This is a genomic window from Pseudomonas salicis (assembly GCF_057128705.1).
Map to the genome: position 1 here is coordinate 492,934 of NZ_JBSKHU010000001.1, position 17,662 is coordinate 510,595.

Sequence of the window (17,662 nt, forward strand, 5' to 3'; positions counted from 1 at the left end):
GCTGGCTTTCAGTGTACGCCCTGAAGTCAGTATTTAATGTTCTTGTGACTGTCCTCATCCTGCTTCCGCGGCGCGTTGCAGTATTTTTATGCTGCAATGCGCCGGCAGCAGTCTTCCATCTGCGTGCAATCGATTTGGTTCTTGTTTCGGATGAGAGCGGATGCTGCAGTGGCCGAGGTCATCGAAGTGGTGGAGCAGGTCAGTTAGGTGGTGGCAGGAGAGGAGGGGATGCCTGCCAATGATCCGGCTGGCTCTTTCCAGGAGCTAAAGTACGCGAAGGTGGCCACCGTAGATGCCGCTGCGGAGTACGTACCATACGAACTCGTGGGCTATCCGGTTTATCGGGGTACGGATCCTGCCCAAGCGGTGGAAGGGAATAGCTCTGATCAGTTCTTCGATTCGGCCTATACGCCGATTTTGCAGAGCATGATCTCCCGCGTCGTCAATGACGAAAGCCCAGTTCTGGCCCGACGTATAGCCCGTGCGCATGGCTGGGTGCGCACAGGTGCACGTATCCAAGATCGCGTTGACCATGTCGCGCGCGCTCACTTCGGTTCACATGACGAGGAGCAGCTCGGCACCTTCTTCTGGCCGACCCACTTGTCACCGGATGCATCTCCATCGTTCCGCCGACCAGGCGATGATGACTCGATGCGAAGCCTTACGGAGTTTGCCTACAGGAGTTAGCATCTCTGGTGAGTGAGATGCAAGCGATAGGGCATGAGGCTGACGCGCTGATCCACGCAGTCGCCAAGGAGGCAGGCGTTACTAATCTATAGGCTATTGCTCACAGCTTCTTAATCTGCTCTCGAACCATCTCGTACGCGACGATGCGATAGAGATTTCCAGTGTTAACGGCTTTCACGAAATATTTTAAGCGCGGGTCAAACCAATAAGTGTCCGTATTGATTTTCCCTTCAACCTTGTGTTCGATTTGCGCTTGAAGAATCGCCTCTTTGAGGTAACAAATCAAATGCCCTTGGCGGGAGTACAGCGGCACATGCTCGTTAGCCTGCCCCTCGTACACAAAACTTAGGCTAGTTATTTCGCTAATGGCATCCTGCATAGGGTTCAGGCCTAGATCAAACAAGGGTCGGCAGTGTCGAGGGCCAAAGCATCGATTGACCATTTCATGCCCGGTTATCCGAATAAAGCTCCTTTTGTCAAGGGAGTTAATGCCTATATGCATTTCACCTTCATCCAAATATCGTTTTGGAGAAAGAATAACGCCAATGGCGAACAGGTCATGTAGCTTTATGAGGCAGACCAAGCCCATATCGTCAGTTGAGGCCAATGCCAAATAGTGAGTTCTGCTATCCAAATCCAAGAATTGATTGAATGGATCCCAAATTTTGCCCTGAAGTCCATTTCCAATCTTGACGTACTCTAGAGCATCCTCATAGCGTCCATCTCGCAAGATCTGAGAGATGGTGACCGCTGTATCATCATGAAAATAATCAGGCAAGGTATCGACCGAAAATTCGTAGGCGATTTTGAGCAACCCAAGTTTGAAATTCTGTACGTCTATTTTCCAACTGCATGTGTATGCGGCTTTCTCGAGCGTAAGCGTTTTCTCACCCCTCGCAACTGTTTCAGGTGAAATCTGTTTGCGGGCAAGGGCCTTGGCGACAATGTCGTCAAGTTTTTTCTCATCTTTCGGGTCTATAGAAATGCTAAGGATAAGCTTGCTACCTTCTTCGCCCCACTTCAGCTCAGGTGGCCGATAAAGTTTCAGGCTACCATCGCTTCCTACATCCAGCCGGGCCTTCTTTTCGGGTGAGTCTTTTTGTGAAAAAGTTCCAGCGAATGGGTTGGGTATTTTCCCGCTCTTGCCTTCTATTTCCTGTCCGAAACGGTAGAGTTCCGAAAGCTTGTGATTGACCAGGGGAGAGTCAACTTTTCTTCCGACACGGGAGTTACAATCCATGCAAACTGTGCGGATATGGTAATAGCCGCCTAGAGAGTCGGGGATTACATGCTCGTCGTTAAAGCATTTCTGAGCTTTTTCATTTCTACAGATGATGCACGTGGCAAATACTTCGTCCATAACCGCTCCATAGGTCATCGTAACCCTAACTTCTTGTTGCTATGAGCACGCCAGCGTTAGTGGTCATTTTTGGTCATTGTCGGATAGACGTGAATCTATCTGTATAATCGCCATCCCGTGGTGTATCAAGATAACGCTCAAGTCCACCAAGTTGGCGTCGATTCATGCGTCGATGAAGGTTACTGTCGTCAGAATGGATCCGCTCCCCTTTTCATCTCTCCAGAAGCTGTGAGTGCATTGCCCGCATTCATACTTAGCAAGCCCAAGATCAGGTTTCCGCCTCACTACCGTCAGCGAAGAGCCGTGACAGATTGAACAAAAAAAATCCTGGTCTGCCTTCACTGCTGCCCACTCAACTAGGTTGATCTTCAGCAGCGGCAGAGAGACCTCCACCAGGAAAATCAGCACCTCTGCCCACGTTTGGAAACGTGCATACTGAAAGATGTGTCCTTGCCAGGTACCTTCGCTGAGGCTGGTGTTGTTAGGCGCCAAAGCCCGCCAGAAAGACCTGCAGCATGCTGATCTCAACCCCCTGAGCGTTCCGTTCAGAAACTGGACGATTTGTGGCGTTCGCCAGCAGCCGATCGCGAACAATACGGGCCATAGGGCAATGGCGAACAGCGCTTCGTTCGTGTGTGGGTAGCGTGTCAGTTGAATGGGGATGAAGCGGAGACGGGTCATGGCAACTCCTAGTGGAAGGCTGTCCTAGCACGAGGGGCCAGGACTCACTCAAGCTTTCGGTTTTGCCTAGGTTCGATGCAACTCAAGTGGATGCATTTGGTACCCATCGCCAAGAGAAGCGGCGCATTCAACAGCTCGTCAGAACGTCACTTCACTCTTGAGTGGCCAGCCCTCAGGCACCAACGCCGGAGGTTTGCTCCAAGGTGCCTCGACCAGAGACTTCTGGAACCAGTCATCCCGTAGATTGGCGTGCTCGGTGATGATGATCTGGAAGCCTGGTACGTCTTCGACCGTGAATTGGTATAGCAAGTTGAATAGCTTGCATACCGAGTCCATATCGGCATCGGATTGCTCGGTGTTCAATACCGTACCGTCGACCGCTTTGTAGGATTCCTCTGAAGGGAAATACACTTGGGTCGGCTGATCGATCAACAAGAAGCGCGGCATGGGTCGATTGCTCTTGGCGCAGTACCAATGCAAAGCGAGCAGCGCGGAGAGATGATAGGCCAGGTAGTTTTCGCCGCCGCCTGTCCGAGCCATGGGCACAGAGCGCTCAGGGCGGTCGAAAATGATAGTCAGCTTCTTCAGGTCGAATCGGGCAGGATAGGCACTGAATTCAGATTCGAATCGTTTGTTGTAGAGATTGAACTGTGCCGAGATGCTGTTCATGATCGACGCCAGGCGGTCATCCAGATCGACATCTGCCAGCGCCTTTTCCAGCTCCTGAACGCGCATTTCCCGACGGCGATAGTCAGCCTCTTGCTGTTTCAGCGAACTGTCAGGGACGAAGCCTTCAAGGAAAAAGCTGATGCGCCCCACGACATGCTTGGCGGCGTCGCTTTGCTTCTGTGCGTTCGCCAGCACCGTATTGGCGGCGATGGCGGCTGTCAGCTCCGCTTCCTTCTCGACAATCGACTTGGTCGTGTCCTGAAGGCGTTGGTTTTCCTCCGCTAGGTAGCCCTGAATCTGCGGACGTTGCCCCATCACTGTCTGCATTTCTGCCTCCAGAGACGCCAGTTCGCCGATGAGCGCTTGGGCTATCGGGGTGTCCATCGCCAAGTTCTTTTCTGCAAAAGGCCACTGCCATTCGCCTGTTGTTGCATTCTTCGGAAGCGACTTGATGGATAAGAGGCGGTCGATATGTTCCGATGCCTCGCTCTGGAAGCCGCCGGCACGCCGCTCGAACACTTGGCCGGCCTCAATTTTGGATTTGACCTCGCGCTTGGTTTTCCTCAGCTTGACCAGCTCAACTTCCAACTTGGGTACCTTGTCATCAGGCTGGGAGTGCGGTTTGGCGGGAGTCCATTGTGCTGCTGTTTTGAGCGCGGTAATAATCTCCTCGACCTCCCCAATGGGGGACTCTGGAGGGAGTATTCCTACGGACTTGGCTTCAGTCAGTAGTGCGATGGCCTGGTTTCGGTTGTTGCCCACGGCTTGGTTCGCCTGCTCAAGCAGCTTTGTCTGGGCTCTCAGGTCTCGCTGAGCTGTCCGCAGCCTAGTCTGCAGCTCGTATCGCTCATTGGTTGACGCGCCGAGCAGGATGGGAAGCGTATCTCTGATCGCCTGGGGTTGGAACGGCTCGTTCTGGCGATAGAAAAGCTGATCCTTGTTGGTGACTAGGCCCTGCCTTTGGAAGAGGTAGTAGTACGAATGCTTGATGGACGCTTCGTAGCTGTTACGCGTGTGCTCCTCAGCAACCTCTGTGCGGTTTTCCGGAATGCCAAGTTGGCGTGACAGCAACGAGGTGACGGCGACGTCGTCCGTGTTGACCACAAGCTCGGAAAACTCAAGGGGCTGCACGAACTCCCCGGTACGCGTCATGGCCAGGCTGCAGCTCGCGCCGCCTGACCGTGGGGCCGGCTTCGCCACCATGACCTGCACGTCGGGAAATTGATAGATCACTGCGAACCAGGATACTTTGTCTTGGATAACACCATCCGAAACGTTGAAGTTGGATTGGCCCATGCAGTATTCGATGATATCCGAAAGGGCGGATTTACCTGTCGACGAGCGGCCCGTAATGATGTTGAGTCCGTCGACTTCGAAGTTGACATCGCGGCGCTGGCCATCGTGGCTGTATACATGGATGGAGCTGATTTTCATGGTCGAATTCCAAAAGCGGTGTACACCGTAACCCTGTCTGCAATCTTGGCGAACTCTCTCCCCAACAGAGCCGCTGCACGTTGGCACGCCACTGTTTCCTCGGTGCCCTCGATGTCTGCTTTAACCCTCCTGGCTTTCGGGAGGAGTCGTCCCTGCGTGGTGACCTCGAAGCAATCGGTGTAGTGCGCCAACGCAAATGCCTCGAAAGTGAACGGCAGCATTTCAGTTACCCTCTCTGCCAGTCCGATTTGCATCTGGGGATAGGTTTCTACCGTTTTGAGCAGGTAGCCCTTGTAGTGCTTGAGAAGTGCGTTTCGAGATTCGTGGTGGAGGCTTAGCGGCAATACAAGCAGTGACATCGAAAAGGGCATCCCCTTGGGATCTATCACCGCATAGGCCTTGAGCGCACGGATCAAGACAATCGCGCAGAAGGCAGGGTTGAACAGATTTTTGGTCTCGAACGGACGCTCGTCCCAGCGAATCATTCGGTCTCTCCAGCAGCCTTTGATAGGCGATCCAGAAGCTGTGGATGCCAGTAAACGGTGGGATAGGGGCGCTTGTTAGCGAGAATCTGAAAGCTGCCGCGAAGTACGTAAGGCTCTGTCACACGTGCCCGGATTTTCAGGTGATCAAGCTTCTGGGCTTCTGTCTCAGCCCAGGTATACAGCTTCTTGGCAACGGCAATCAGTTCCGGGTCAGAGCAGTCCTCGATTGACGCACCGAGTGCATCATCGTCGAATAGGACGTCTTTGGTGCGCTCCCACTCATTCGTCAGCCGGCGTTCATACTTCATGATTTCTTCAGCGCCCACCAAGCGCTGCCTTGCCCAGGCTGAGCGCTGCTCAAATGCTCGGTAGTAGTCCAAGATCGCATTTCGAATGCGGCTGGGGCTCAGTTTCAACTCACGGAGTTGACTTACGAACAGCCGGTTATCGATGCTTATATCAATGGGGGATGTGGGTGTCGCGTCCTCGAAGGTGATCGGAAGATTGTCATCCTTGTACTCCTCACTGAAGTTGAACAGCTTCTCCGAAACGTCCCGGGCATATGCGGGCTCGCTCTGCGGCTCGCAGAGCATCTGGATGATCAGGTCATTCCACCACCCCTCCAGGCGCTCAAAGATTGCATCTCTGTGCTCAGCACGGATTGGCCGCATTTTCTGGGCCTTAATGAGTGCTGGGAGATCGCCAATCCGAGGCGTGCTGTCAATAATCGTGATTCTCGATACGAAGTCTTCTTTCTCCAGCGCTGTCAGCTTCGAGAGCAACTCCTTGATCTTGGTGAACGATTTCGCCTTGCTGGTGGCGAGTGTGTTCTCTGTCAGTTGCCAAAGGCTGGGCTGAGCCTGCGTTGTATCAGCGCCGTACAGAAAGAATTTCAAGAATGAATCCGGCGCGACGGACGAGGTGGTGAACAGGAAAAACTGATAGTCAGACTCAACCCTCCCATTGGCCTGGTAACGAGTTAGCCAGATATTGACCGACTTCCAGAAGTCGACAGACAGGTCAGTCAGGCGTTCACCGACAGCTTTGTGCTTGAGAGAGGCCAGTGTCTTCTTTCCGGAGGACTCCAGGAAATCGAGGTCATCTTCCTTCTCGATGAGGATCGCGGTGTCCTCTGGAAGCTCTAATGCCTGGTACAGTGCAAAGCGAGGTTGGAAGATGTAGCCCAGCCCCTGTTCTCCAGCGCTGTAGGGATCGCTATCTTTCTTTTGGTCTGCGGAGTCGTTGCTTGCTACAGAGGTCATAATTCAGCCCATGTTCCAAGGTTGTTCATCCCAGGTCTGCTGGGCCTGAGATGGGGGCGAGCCGAGTCTATCGAACGCCTTCTGATGCGGTCGTATACGCCACAAGCAACGCCTGATGTGTAGTGGTTGGCTATTGCCGTCTGAGTGGCTGCGAGCCCTTGCCTGCGGAGCCATCATGTCTTGCGAGTGAAGGCTTGATGGTGCAGGGTGAGCGTGTGGGAACGCCGCCGGCACAAGAACAGATTCGCGTGGGATTCGACCGCTTTCTCGCATGAGGGCATGGGCCGCGCTGGAGTGAAAGGAGCTCGGTTGTTGGTGCTTCTGCAGTGGGGAGTCGTGGTGCGATGTTTGATGCCAGTGGGGAGGCGCGAGATGAGCGGCGCTGCGACGGATACACCTAGGGCGAAGATCACCCTTGTACTTTGCGCTCGTGCTGGCAGCCTTTCCATGCTCAATCTGACCTAACCGAAACTCCATTGAGCACATTCTGACTTGAGTGGTGGCACATGGCAACCGCTTGCGCCAGGTGCGATGACGTCCTACCGTCTGCCTTCTCCCGTAACTGTGATTCGTCTAGCCCCGTCTTGAAGCTGGTGTAGAGATCTTGTTCGCCCTTGCTGTTCAATCAGGCAGAGCGCGTAGCTCGCTACGCGGAAAGTCGCCAGGGCAGTGTGGGAGGAGTGGGGTTCATCTCAGCGAGGACCACCTTGCGAATGGCCCCAACCCTGTTTTGCTTACCAAGAACCGACTACTGACACATCCTTGAGCTTCACGGTGCTCATCCGGCCTTCTTCATCACCCACCGTGATAGTCGGAGGGATTGTTTTCGGGGGGCGCCTGTACCAGTCACAGCATCCATTTATCACGTCACTGAGAAATCGGCTTTCCAGGACTTTCCGCACAAGTTTGTCGGTCAGCACTGTATTCGGATCGAAGAAAAAATCACCGGCCTGTTCGAGTTCCATGGGCGATGGATTCATGGTGTCGAATTTTCGCTGAAAGGACTTGGCTGGTGGGGTAAATGCGTGGTGGGAAGATTTAGCCGTCTCAGGAAAAATCGGGCTCATAAAATCGATTAGATAGCCGTCGCACGCAACCATCGCGTGGAAGGCGCTGGTGCTGCTATGGGCTTCGCCATCTTCAATTGTTGCGAAGCACATGACCTTCGAGTCTTCGACATTCGTCATCAGGCACATTGCGCCCGCGAGGGGGTGAGCCTCCCTCCTATAGTGCTTACGGAGAATTGCAGCGCCCGCCATGCTGAAGTACCAGCAGGCGTGAGCAGTGTCTGCCTGACACGAGTCCAGCACGCTGCGGATGACACGATGAATCCGCAAATAGTCGAGGAGCGGTATTAGCTCCGGCGATCTCTGACTCATGGTTGTCCTTTTCAATGAGGGTGGCCCGGTCCACCGGCCTTCACCGGTGCACAGAATCAGTGTCCAAGCTTGTTGTTCAGGTAATGAAAAAGCGTTCTGACCGCATTTACGAACAGGAAGGCTTCTGGCGCCTCGATGAGGTGTTCGTTTGGATGAGCGACGCTTCCGTGGTTGCGGACGGTGTTCAGTGTATCCAGTACAGAGGCGAATGACTGAAGTACTTTGGCAACATCTGTCGTATGGGCACCCAAATCAGCCAATGCCGGGTGATTGGTGCGGAGTGCTTTGAAAGCCTGGGTCAGGGTTGCATCGGAGGGAATTGCAATGTTGGCTGTTGCACACTCGGCCTTCAGGTAGCCGTGCATTGCGGTATGGAGGCGATCCACGGCGCTCTGTGCACCATTCGTCTCGATGAGTTGATCAGCGTCCGTGAGCGCCCGCCTTACAACCTCAGAAGCGCTTAACGAGGGCGCAACTGCTCGGACGTGATCGACGCTGATTCCTAATTGATGGAGATGGTGCGGCACGGATACTTCTAAAAGGGGGAGTACCTTCGGATGCTCAATCAGTAGCGCCAGTGCCTGGCCGTTGTGATGCTGCAAACGGGTGATTACTTCAAACACGCAGTCACTGTAATCCGGGTCTCGCCAGTCGAGGCTCCGCAAAAGCCGCTTGTGGCCGGTGATATAGGCGTGCAGCCCTGTGAGGTGCCCAATCTCATTCCAGTCGAATTTGGAGAACGTCTCGGTGATCGCTCGCTGTACGGCGACTATCAGTGGGCCATTCCAAGAGGGGTCATGGAGCAAATACTCATTCATACGAAAATCCTTTTCACTGTGTCCGCAGTGCTGTGGGGCCACTGACCTAAAGTCTGCGATTGGTACCGACTCGATTTCTCCACCCGTTTCAGCCTTGATGACGACGTTGTCTCGTCGATTTGCAACCAGTCACCAACGTGCTCGATAGCGAATCCATTTCCCGAACGATGAACCCCAAAGTGGGTAGGGTACAACGTGACTATCGATTCCGTTATTTCCGCCCGGTCTGGTCTGATCGGAGCGGTACCATTGATAGGTTGGTGGATGAGAGGACACGGGTGCACCCAGTGCCTTACTATGCCCCAACTGACATAGCGTTTCTTCCATCAATGGCCAAATTCTTTCCAGCACTCGATCATGCGGAATTCCGCAGCAAAGGCGAATTTACGCTTTTTCGGGAACTAGCGGCACTTGACGATGGGTTTGTCGTCATCCATTCGCTACCTTGGCTACGCGGCCGGACAAAGCGGGTGTACTCGCAGGATCTGCAGGACTACCTGCGAGTTTCCTTAGAGAGAAGGCACCTGTCTGGCGAGGTGGACTTCGTAATCTTACATGCGGGGCTGGGTATGCTTTGCATAGAGACGAAGTCAGGTTTGTATCAGCCGTCGGGCGTTCGATTCATTCACGAACGTGACGGTTATGAAATCGATCCTCTGAATCAGGTCAAGGACAACGCTTTCGTCCTCGTCGATATGTTGCAATCGTGGCAGATGAAGTGCCCAGTCGGTTATGCAGTGCATTTTCCAGACTTCGATCTGGAGAGCTCGCAAATCGCCAATGCATACGTGCCGCTCGACCGGCAGTTACCCGACGGTATTCTAATCCTCCAAAAGCACCGTCAGGACATGCCTTCGCGCATCATGCAATTGATGGCGCACTGGAAGTCCGCACTAAACTACGACATCAAGGATAATTTCAGCCATGAAATCAAACAATTTCTCGACTCCGTCTGGCCGCGGGAATTACGGGAAGGGGCTCTTGGCCGGAAAATCGTTGTGGACAGCGAGTTGTGGCTTCAATTAGACAAAAAGCAGGCGAATCAGGTGGCATTGTGCGTCGACTCTGATCAAAGGTTGATCGCGGGGTTTTCGGGCAGCGGCAAGACGTTGATAGCTCGTTCTCTTGCTGAGCAGTTTGTCGCTCGGGACCTCAAGGTACTGTTCCTTCTGAAGAACCGCCAGATTACGCATAAGGTGGCCGCTCAATTGAGCCAGTTTGGCCGGGCGGTGACTGTTCAAACCTTTCATTCCTACTGCGAGTCCCAGGGCAAGCCGAACAGGGAAAACAGCTCCGGCGAGCCCAACTATGACGAGCATCACCTAGCCCTGCATGGGTCGGTAGATCAACAGTACGCGGCGTTGATCGTCGATGAGGCCCAGGCGCTCAATGAGGCCGATCACTTGGCGCTGCGCGACCATTTCGCCAACGCACGCAAGTTCGTTTTTGCTGATGAGCTCCAGGTCCTACCCGGGATCGAAAAAGGCAGTTCCTATCGATTTCTGGAGGATACCTATGGCGAGCGATTCTTCTATTTGGCAACGGTCTACCGGAATCCCGGAGGCATCACTCAGACGATGATGGAGATGCTACCGCCACGACATGAGGTGAATTGCCCTCGGCCGATCTCCGTGGAGGACTTGTCCAGAAGCATTAGCTGGGATGTCTCCAAGACAATCCAGACCATGATGGCGAGCCTTGCTAAATCAGGTGTGATGAACGAGGACTTGATCGTGCTAAGTCAGTTCTCCTCGTCGCTTGGGGAGATCAAAGTTCCACGCTCCACGATCTCGGCGTATCGCGGTATGGAGGCGCCAGTCGTCATCGTCGTAGCAGGCTTCGAAATGGATGACATCACATTGGCTTGCGCTCTCGGGCGAGCTACCACTCGTGCCTATATCATCGTACCTATCGAACTGCTTGTGGGTCAGAGCAGCGTAAAATCAGATTTCCTGCGCAAAGGCTTGGAGAATATTGATCGTAAATCAGTGCTCGATCAGGATGCCCGTGCTCCGGCCCCACGATTTATCGTTAACAGAATGCGAAAATACGGCGACTTGTACGGAAGACACGAAATCTTCGGCGAAGGATTTGTTTACGCAAGCCGATGGAGGCGGTGGGTATATGAAGGCGGCGGCAGGTGGAGCAATCGCGGAGTTCAGCTTTGGGGCTGGTGGATATCGCTATCGACAGGTCTTCCCATAGCTGGAATCGACGTTGTGCGTAATGAACTGACAGAGGGCTATCTCAAGCCCTGCACCGAATGCAATACGATGACACCGCATAACATGTACGGCGCATGTCTGACTTGCCTCGCGGAGCCATTGGACGAGGCCAAGGTTTTTGAGGTCGCCCAGCAGGCGGTTGAATTGGGTGCTGCGCGATCAATGAGGCGCGGGCAGTCTTTAATCAAGGTGGCCGCACTGGTCGGCAATTTTCAATTTCCGCGCTCTAATGACCCAGTGCATGGGATTAGTGAAGTCCCTGTCCTATTCCTCGCCACTACGATCGTCGAGTTTCGGATGCGCAATGATGCGACCGTTGCCACCAAATCCGAGGTAGTGCAATGGTTGCGGGATGGGTTGGTAACCAGTGACCTAGATGACTCCATCGAGAGCCTTGCGGGCCGCGCGATAGGCAGTCTCTGTGGGCAGAAGCTCATGGTGAAGATTGAGGCCGGAAAGTACCGGCTTACCGATTCTCAATAGCCTCGTAAAGGTGGGGGCATCCTTTTCAAACCATCCAAAGCATGCCCTCAGATATGCCACCAATGTAGCAATAGTCTGGAAGTGAATGGGCCTTCATGACCTATGAAAAGCCAGAAATGATCAACTAAACAGCCTGCCCGACGAAACCTAAAGACTGTCAGGGTCGCCGAAAAACATCTGAATCCGCGACCTCAACCAGCGCTCGCCGGGGTCGTTATCCTGGGAACCGCGCCAGGCCATGTGCAGCTCGAAGGTGCGGGCTTCCACTGGCAATTCTTCAGCCCGTACACCGCCCGCTGCGGTGAGCACGGCGGCGGTGTAGTCGGGCACGGTGGCGACGATGTCGGTGCCGGCGATCAGGGTCGCCAGGCCGTTGAATTGCGGGACGGCCAGCACCACGTGGCGTTTGCGGCCGATCTTTTCCAGATATTCATCGATGAAGCCGCCCAGGTCGCCCGCGAACGAGACCAGCGCGTGGGGCCGTGCGCAGAAATCATCAAGGGTGATGGGGCCGGGCATCGAGTCGGCGCGCAGCAGTTTGGGTTTGCTGCGGCGCAGGACCTTGCGCTTGGCGTTCGCCGGGAGATCATCGGTGTAGCTCACACCGATGGAAATCTCGCCGGATGACAGCAGCGCAGGCATCAGGATGTAGTTGGTGCGGCGTACCACCAGCACGATGCCGGGGGCTTCGGAGCGAAGGCGCTTGAGCAGCGAAGGCAGCAGCGCGAATTCGGCGTCATCGGACAGGCCGATGCGGAACACGGCAGTGCTGGTGGCCGGATCGAAATCGGCGGCGCGGCTCACGGCGGTGGAAATGGAGTCCAGCGCAGGGGACAGCAGGCCGAAGATTTCCACGGCGCGTGCCGTGGGTTCCATGCTGCGGCCGGTGCGGACGAACAACGGGTCGTCGAACAGCCCGCGCAGACGCGAGAGCGCCGCGCTGATCGCCGGCTGGCCCAGGAACAGCTTTTCCGCTGCACGGGTCACGCTGCGTTCATGCATGAGGGTTTCGAACACGATGAGCAGATTGAGGTCGACGCGACGCAGGTCGTTGCGATTCATGACGGGGGTCTCAGGGACATGGTCGGTTATGAGCGGCCAGAGAGGCCTTGCCAGTGTTCAGCTCGGGAACGAATGTTACGGAATGATGCCGATTCTGATCAGCCTTGAATGCATGCGCAAGCATACAAACGTGTTACCCATCACGACCATCGATAATTTGCCTTGAACTTGGGCAATTTCAGGACACCCAACTGAAGAGGCGTGAGAGATCGAGCCACCCGACCCGGGGGGATTTCGTGCCAGTCATGCTGACGTTCATCCGGAATGTGCGCATCGGGTTGCAAAGTCCGGGTGAGAAAAGAACAATGTCCGCCTTGAATACGTGAGCATTCGATGGTTATCTAATGGCCGCCTTTCAACAACAGAATCGATGACAGGCATGTCGACTATTAATAGCCACTGATAGTGTTACCGGCAGAGCCCGGATAGAGTTCATGGCATCAAGGTTCATAAGGCGAGGTTCGAAATGTCCCGCACGATCCGTTTTCATCAGTTCGGCCCGGCCGAGGTACTCAAGGTAGAAGAGGTGCCCGTCGCGTTGCCTGCCCCCGGCGAGGTGCAAGTGCGCGTACAGGCGATCGGCGTTACCTGGTACGACGTGCTGTGGCGCCAGAATCTGGCTTCTTCTCAGGCGCGGCTGCCGGCCGGTCTGGGCTCTGAAATGGCAGGCGTGATCACCGCTGTCGGTGATGGCGTGGCTGATCTGAACGTTGGCGACAAGGTGGCCAGCTTCCCCTCTGCAGACCCTAACGTGCACCCGGTTTATGGCGAGCTGATTACACTGCCCGCCACTTCCGTGACCCGTTATCCGGAAATTCTCACGCCTAATGAGGCAGCCGTACATTACACGCCGCTGCTGATGGCGTACTTTGCCTTTGTCGACCTGGCTCGCGCCAAACCGGGGCAGACCGCCCTGGTGACCGATGCCAGCCATTGCGCGGGCCCTGCGTTCCTGCAACTGGGCAAGGCACTGGGTATCAAGGTCATCGCCGCGACCAAGACCGAATCGTGCCGTGAATACCTGTTGAAGCTGGGTGCCGACAAGGTCGTGAACACCGAAGAGCAGGATCTGCTCATGGCGATCAACAAGTACACCGACAATCGGGGTGTCGACATCGTCCTGGACGGTTTGGGCGGCCCGCAGATGTCCATGTTGGGCGACGTACTTGCACCCCGTGGGAGCCTGATTCTTTACGGCTTGCAGGGCGGCAATCAGACGCCGTTCCCGGCGTGTGCAGCGTTCCAGAAAAACATTCAGTTCTTCGTTCACTGTGTGGGCAATTTCACCGGCAAGCCCGAACTGGGTATCGCTCAAGACGAAGAAGCCGTGAAACGTGCCTTGCGTGACATCAACCAACTGACCGCTGACCGCGTGCTGGTCCCGCAGATCACCAAGGTCTTTGCGTTCGATCAACTGGTCGAAGCGCACCGCTTGATGGATGGCTGCCCTGTAGGCGGTCGCATAGTGGTGGAAGTCGAGTCTGCCTGAGCGCAAATCATCGCGCTGGCTGAATGATCGACGCTGTGGCCAAGCGTCGTATGAGTGGATCCGGTCGCCGGTTCAAGGTGCCCGTCCCGTTTTTTACCGGCCATGTTTCACCCGACAAAGCCTTCCTGACGCGATCTGGAAGGCTTTTTTGTTTATGGGTGACGTGTTATTAAACAGCCTGTTGCATTCGTCAGTGCCGCGTGCCTGACACCGTTGCTGTGACTGAATACTGTTTTGAATAAACAACTGTGTTTAAAAGAACGCGAGGGAAGTTTAAATCTGGCGCCATTCGAGTCGGTATCTGTACCTTGTAAATATTATCGAGACACCGATAATAGTTCAGTCAATACAACTCAAGGAATGAGTCATGTCACACTTTCCGCTGCGCCTTTTCGATACCTTGTGCAGGGCGCCTGTGTTCGAAATCCTTCCCTGTCTTCTGCCCGTCCCCGCGCTCTCCGGCGGCTGTGGGGCAGGGCTCGGAACCCTTGATCGTTGACCTGAGCCAGGATCGAGCTGTTCTTGTGGCACAGGTTATTGGCTTTTCCTCGACGGCGGAACGTCGTGGAAAGTTCGGATGTTATGGCTGGACTGAGTATTTCAGGTGTCGACGTTATGAGTTCCATTCACGAACAAGCGATGAACTATGTTTATCAACAGGTGCTGCAGCGGTTGTTGAGTTATTTCAATCGGGCCGAGAGAACGGCACTGCAATTATTGATTCAACGCCTGATCGTTGCCGCTGGTGGTATCGAACAGATTGGCAACTATCGGGTCCTGGTGGCGTTCGGGGGTGGCAAGGACAGTGCCTATACCGTGGCGTTGCTCCGGGCCGCGCAATTGAGTATCGCGGGGCGTTCGCCCGCCACGTTCAAGTTGCGGGTCGTCAATATGCGCCACGCGGGCATGACGTCCGCGGTCATGGCCAACATTCACCGCTGTTATTCGGCGTTGTTTCTTCACGACGACCCTCGCGTGGAGTTGCTGGTCGTTGATCATCGGTATGTCCAGGCATTCGAACCCGATTTGCCCTTTTCGGCGGCAGGACGTGAGCAGAACCGATCCGACATGCTGCTCGGTGGGCACCTGACGGCGGGCGATGCCCGGACCACCTTTTGCAACGCGTGTTACCTGAGCATGGCCGAGTGCCTGGGTCGGGCGGCGAATTGGGGAGACGGCGTCAGCGCCGTCGTCAATGGCGAGACCCTCAAAGAACAAAAGCAATACGCCACCTGGATCGCGCGCTTGAGCGGGCGCAGCGGCCAGAACGTGGAACGCTGGAACCCCCTCGGTTTCAGCCAGGCCATCAGCGCCATCGACCGTATCGGCCGCGTGTATTACCGCGAGCTGTATGGCGAGGAGTCAATGCCCATGGATTTCATGCTGAAGGCGCCAGAATTTGCGCACGTGAACAGGGGACCTGCATTTTTGCCCGTCGCGGATCTGATCGGTTTCAAGACTGAAGAGCATTGGGCGTTGCTCACGGATTTCCTGGGATTCCGTTTCGACGATCTGGCATTCAGTTTCAGCGAATCCGATTGCGCGAACCCTTTGCTCATGGCCCATATGCGCGGGCTCATGGCGCAATTCGTTCAAGGCCGGGAATACGCCGAGGGCATTGCCGAATACCTGGTGCTCGGCGCCGAAATGATGCGCCGCAAACGCATGCCCAAGCGCCTCATTCAGCAAGCGCTGGCGGCCTATGACGAGCCGGAAAAAGTCGACCTGCGACGCACTCTGGCGGACGGTTACGCCCAAGAAGCGTTCGGCCTCAATGAGGCTCAACTGGTGTGCCTGTTGTTTGCACCTTTTGTCGACGAGGGCGCGCAGCTGGAAGTGTTTTTGCGGGCTTGTCATCCCGGCATGCTGGTGGCGCAGGCCGATCTGCACCGGGCGTTGTCGGGTCAGCCGGCGCCCGATCAAGTGGTGCAGTGGCTGGTGGACGTCAGCGGCTTGAGCCTGCAAGGCCTGCAAAACCTCTATGCGCGGTCACGCGTGGACTTTGGCGACAAACACTCAATCATCGCCCGCGTACGCGCGAGCGACCCGGACAAGGCTTGGGTGACGACCGTCGACCCCGCCACGGGCCAACCGGCGGTGGAACGGGTTTCCGGCCGCTGAAGGGGGCGTCGCAGGCCATGAGCGACCTGCTGCGCGGCTGCATTTTCTTTCATTGACCCTGCGTTTTACGCATGGATGGGGTGTGTCCGATGAATAACGACAAGACCGATTTTGCCTACCAGATGGTGTACCGCTACCTGTCGCGGCTGACCCACGAATTGCCCGAAGGCCCGGCCGTCAAATTGCCGTCCCTGCGACTGCTGGCCCGACGGCTGCGGGTGTCGATTTCAACCGTTCAAAACGCGTATTCGCTGTTGGAGAAGGAAGGGCGGATCTGTTCGGTGCCCAAGTCCGGTTATTACGCGTTGCCTCAGCCCTGCAACGACGTTCACTGCGAGGGAGAAGATTTGCTGGCGCGGTTTCAGGCCGGGACGCGGCGCCCTGACATGTTCGTTTTCGGTGCCGATGAGCCCACGCTGTTGCAGTCGCTGGACGGCCCGTTGCTGAGCGTGGAGCGCGACCTGATGCGGCATTATCCCTGCCAGTCCGACCCACGCTATCAGCCGTTTGGCGACATCGAATTACGCACGGCGCTGGCCGCGTATTACACGTCGTCCACCGAGCATTGCTGGCACCCGGACAACGTTTTTATCGGTCCGGACAAGACCGGCGTGCTCAAGACGGTGCTCAAGGCGCTGCAATTGCGGGATTGCGCGGTATTGGTCGAGTCGCCGTGTGGCTGGAATATCCTGCGCACGCTGCAATCGTTTGGCGTTCGGGTGATCGAGCTGTGTACGGATGCCGACGGCGTGATCGATCCCGATGAGCTGGAAGGCTTATTGCGCCACAGCGAGGTAAAAATGGCGGTGCTGTCGTCGCGAATGGACACCGTGCGCGGTCGGATCATGGCGCCGGAACAGCGGCAACGGTTGGCCGAGGTGCTGAATCGGCACGGCGTCTGGGTGCTGGAAAACGACAGCCAGGGCGGCCTGTGCTTCGACGAGCAATTCACGCCGTTGCGGGATTTGATCGATCCGGAAAGGCTGTTGATCGTCGGCGCCTTCGACAAGACCATCGGCCTGGAGGCGCCGTTCGGCTACCTGCTGACCCGCCATTCCCGCGCCTTGTGGCACCGCCAGCTGTTGCTGCGCTCGTTTCGCCTGCCACCCATTCGACAGAAAGCCATCGCCCGCCTGTACAACTCGGGCCAACTGGACAAACACCTGCACGCCTTGCGCCTGTGTTTGCAGCAGCGGGTAGAGCATTTGGGGCTGATGATCGATGACTTCCTGGGAGACGACGTCACCTTTGAACGGCCTCAGGGCGGCGCGACGATTTGGCTGGAAAGCAAGCATCGCGTGGACATGGGGCGGGTGTTCGAGCGGCTGTTGGAACAACGCATCGTCATCGCCCCCGGTGAGCTGTTCAGCGTGCGCGGGTTGCACCAACAGAGCCTGTGCCTGAGCGGCGCAGCGGACTGGACCCAGAACATCGAGTCGATGCTGGTGCATGTCAGGAATGCGCTGGTGCAGGAGCGGTTGGGGTAGGGCGTTCGTAGCGGACGATC

Annotated in this window: 13 protein-coding genes; 5 read left to right on the forward strand and 8 right to left on the reverse strand. The window is 55.8% G+C overall.

The features are described from left to right. Positions 1-228 precede the first annotated feature (228 nt). Positions 229-687, forward strand: coding sequence for a DUF3320 domain-containing protein (locus ACWKWE_RS02295; protein ID WP_483849480.1), 459 nt, complete (start codon positions 229-231; stop codon positions 685-687). A 100-nt stretch (positions 688-787) separates the two neighbouring features. Here ACWKWE_RS02295 and ACWKWE_RS02300 read toward each other — a convergent pair whose 3' ends face one another. The 7 genes from ACWKWE_RS02300 to ACWKWE_RS02330 all read right to left on the reverse strand — a co-directional run bounded on the left by ACWKWE_RS02300 (position 788) and on the right by ACWKWE_RS02330 (position 8,775). Beyond that, positions 788-2,047: an HNH endonuclease gene (locus ACWKWE_RS02300; RefSeq protein WP_483849481.1), complete on the reverse strand. Its 1,260-nt coding sequence runs from the start codon at positions 2,045-2,047 to the stop codon at positions 788-790. A 162-nt stretch (positions 2,048-2,209) separates the two neighbouring features. After that, positions 2,210-2,728: a hypothetical protein gene (locus tag ACWKWE_RS02305; RefSeq protein ID WP_483849482.1), complete on the reverse strand. Its 519-nt coding sequence runs from the start codon at positions 2,726-2,728 to the stop codon at positions 2,210-2,212. 138 nt (positions 2,729-2,866) lie between these two features. Beyond that, a complete protein-coding gene (locus ACWKWE_RS02310; protein WP_483849483.1) occupies positions 2,867-4,831 on the reverse strand; it encodes a DUF3732 domain-containing protein in 1,965 nt (654 codons plus the stop codon). Further along, complete coding sequence (locus ACWKWE_RS02315; RefSeq protein ID WP_483849484.1) at positions 4,828-5,316, reverse strand: three component ABC system middle component; 489 nt, start codon at positions 5,314-5,316, stop codon at positions 4,828-4,830. Before ACWKWE_RS02315 ends, ACWKWE_RS02310 begins: the two co-directional genes overlap by 4 nt. Next, positions 5,313-6,578, reverse strand: coding sequence for an ABC-three component system protein (locus tag ACWKWE_RS02320; protein WP_483849485.1), 1,266 nt, complete (start codon positions 6,576-6,578; stop codon positions 5,313-5,315). The genes ACWKWE_RS02315 and ACWKWE_RS02320 overlap by 4 nt, the downstream gene beginning before the upstream one ends. A gap of 734 nt (positions 6,579-7,312) precedes the next feature. Continuing rightward, positions 7,313-7,957: a DUF2026 family protein gene (locus ACWKWE_RS02325; RefSeq protein WP_483849486.1), complete on the reverse strand. Its 645-nt coding sequence runs from the start codon at positions 7,955-7,957 to the stop codon at positions 7,313-7,315. Positions 7,958-8,013: 56 nt separating this feature from the next. Then, the gene (locus ACWKWE_RS02330; RefSeq protein WP_483849487.1) at positions 8,014-8,775 is read right to left on the reverse strand and encodes an abortive infection family protein; all 762 of its coding nucleotides are present in this window, start codon (positions 8,773-8,775) and stop codon (positions 8,014-8,016) included. A gap of 287 nt (positions 8,776-9,062) precedes the next feature. Here ACWKWE_RS02330 and ACWKWE_RS02335 point away from each other — a divergent pair, with 287 nt between their 5' ends. Continuing rightward, a complete protein-coding gene (locus ACWKWE_RS02335; protein WP_483849488.1) occupies positions 9,063-11,483 on the forward strand; it encodes an NERD domain-containing protein/DEAD/DEAH box helicase in 2,421 nt (806 codons plus the stop codon). Between the two features lie 147 nt (positions 11,484-11,630). Here ACWKWE_RS02335 and ACWKWE_RS02340 read toward each other — a convergent pair whose 3' ends face one another. Then, positions 11,631-12,545 carry a LysR family transcriptional regulator gene (locus tag ACWKWE_RS02340; protein ID WP_166597795.1) on the reverse strand — a complete coding sequence of 305 codons (915 nt, stop codon included), beginning with the start codon at positions 12,543-12,545 and terminating at the stop codon, positions 11,631-11,633. Between the two features lie 466 nt (positions 12,546-13,011). Between ACWKWE_RS02340 and ACWKWE_RS02345 the strand changes: the two genes are divergently transcribed. The 3 genes from ACWKWE_RS02345 (at position 13,012) to ACWKWE_RS02355 (ending at position 17,642) form a co-directional block, all read left to right on the forward strand. Then, positions 13,012-14,034 carry a zinc-dependent alcohol dehydrogenase family protein gene (locus ACWKWE_RS02345; RefSeq protein ID WP_483849489.1) on the forward strand — a complete coding sequence of 341 codons (1,023 nt, stop codon included), beginning with the start codon at positions 13,012-13,014 and terminating at the stop codon, positions 14,032-14,034. A 615-nt stretch (positions 14,035-14,649) separates the two neighbouring features. Beyond that, positions 14,650-16,155 (forward strand): hypothetical protein, encoded by a 1,506-nt coding sequence (locus ACWKWE_RS02350; protein WP_166597797.1) that lies wholly within the window; start codon positions 14,650-14,652, stop codon positions 16,153-16,155. A gap of 89 nt (positions 16,156-16,244) precedes the next feature. Beyond that, positions 16,245-17,642: an aminotransferase-like domain-containing protein gene (locus ACWKWE_RS02355; protein WP_483849490.1), complete on the forward strand. Its 1,398-nt coding sequence runs from the start codon at positions 16,245-16,247 to the stop codon at positions 17,640-17,642. Positions 17,643-17,662 lie beyond the last annotated feature (20 nt).

What these genes read in the sequence shown, in the direction of transcription:
- ACWKWE_RS02295 (WP_483849480.1), top strand. Translation starts at nt 229, where the DNA reads ATGCCTGCCAATGATCCGGCTGGCTCTTTCCAGGAGCTAAAGTACGCG.
- ACWKWE_RS02300 (WP_483849481.1), bottom strand. Translation starts at nt 2,047, where the DNA reads ATGGACGAAGTATTTGCCACGTGCATCATCTGTAGAAATGAAAAAGCT.
- ACWKWE_RS02305 (WP_483849482.1), bottom strand. Translation starts at nt 2,728, where the DNA reads ATGACCCGTCTCCGCTTCATCCCCATTCAACTGACACGCTACCCACAC.
- ACWKWE_RS02310 (WP_483849483.1), bottom strand. Translation starts at nt 4,831, where the DNA reads ATGAAAATCAGCTCCATCCATGTATACAGCCACGATGGCCAGCGCCGC.
- ACWKWE_RS02315 (WP_483849484.1), bottom strand. Translation starts at nt 5,316, where the DNA reads ATGATTCGCTGGGACGAGCGTCCGTTCGAGACCAAAAATCTGTTCAAC.
- ACWKWE_RS02320 (WP_483849485.1), bottom strand. Translation starts at nt 6,578, where the DNA reads ATGACCTCTGTAGCAAGCAACGACTCCGCAGACCAAAAGAAAGATAGC.
- ACWKWE_RS02325 (WP_483849486.1), bottom strand. Translation starts at nt 7,957, where the DNA reads ATGAGTCAGAGATCGCCGGAGCTAATACCGCTCCTCGACTATTTGCGG.
- ACWKWE_RS02330 (WP_483849487.1), bottom strand. Translation starts at nt 8,775, where the DNA reads ATGAATGAGTATTTGCTCCATGACCCCTCTTGGAATGGCCCACTGATA.
- ACWKWE_RS02340 (WP_166597795.1), bottom strand. Translation starts at nt 12,545, where the DNA reads ATGAATCGCAACGACCTGCGTCGCGTCGACCTCAATCTGCTCATCGTG.
- ACWKWE_RS02345 (WP_483849489.1), top strand. Translation starts at nt 13,012, where the DNA reads ATGTCCCGCACGATCCGTTTTCATCAGTTCGGCCCGGCCGAGGTACTC.
- ACWKWE_RS02350 (WP_166597797.1), top strand. Translation starts at nt 14,650, where the DNA reads ATGAGTTCCATTCACGAACAAGCGATGAACTATGTTTATCAACAGGTG.
- ACWKWE_RS02355 (WP_483849490.1), top strand. Translation starts at nt 16,245, where the DNA reads ATGAATAACGACAAGACCGATTTTGCCTACCAGATGGTGTACCGCTAC.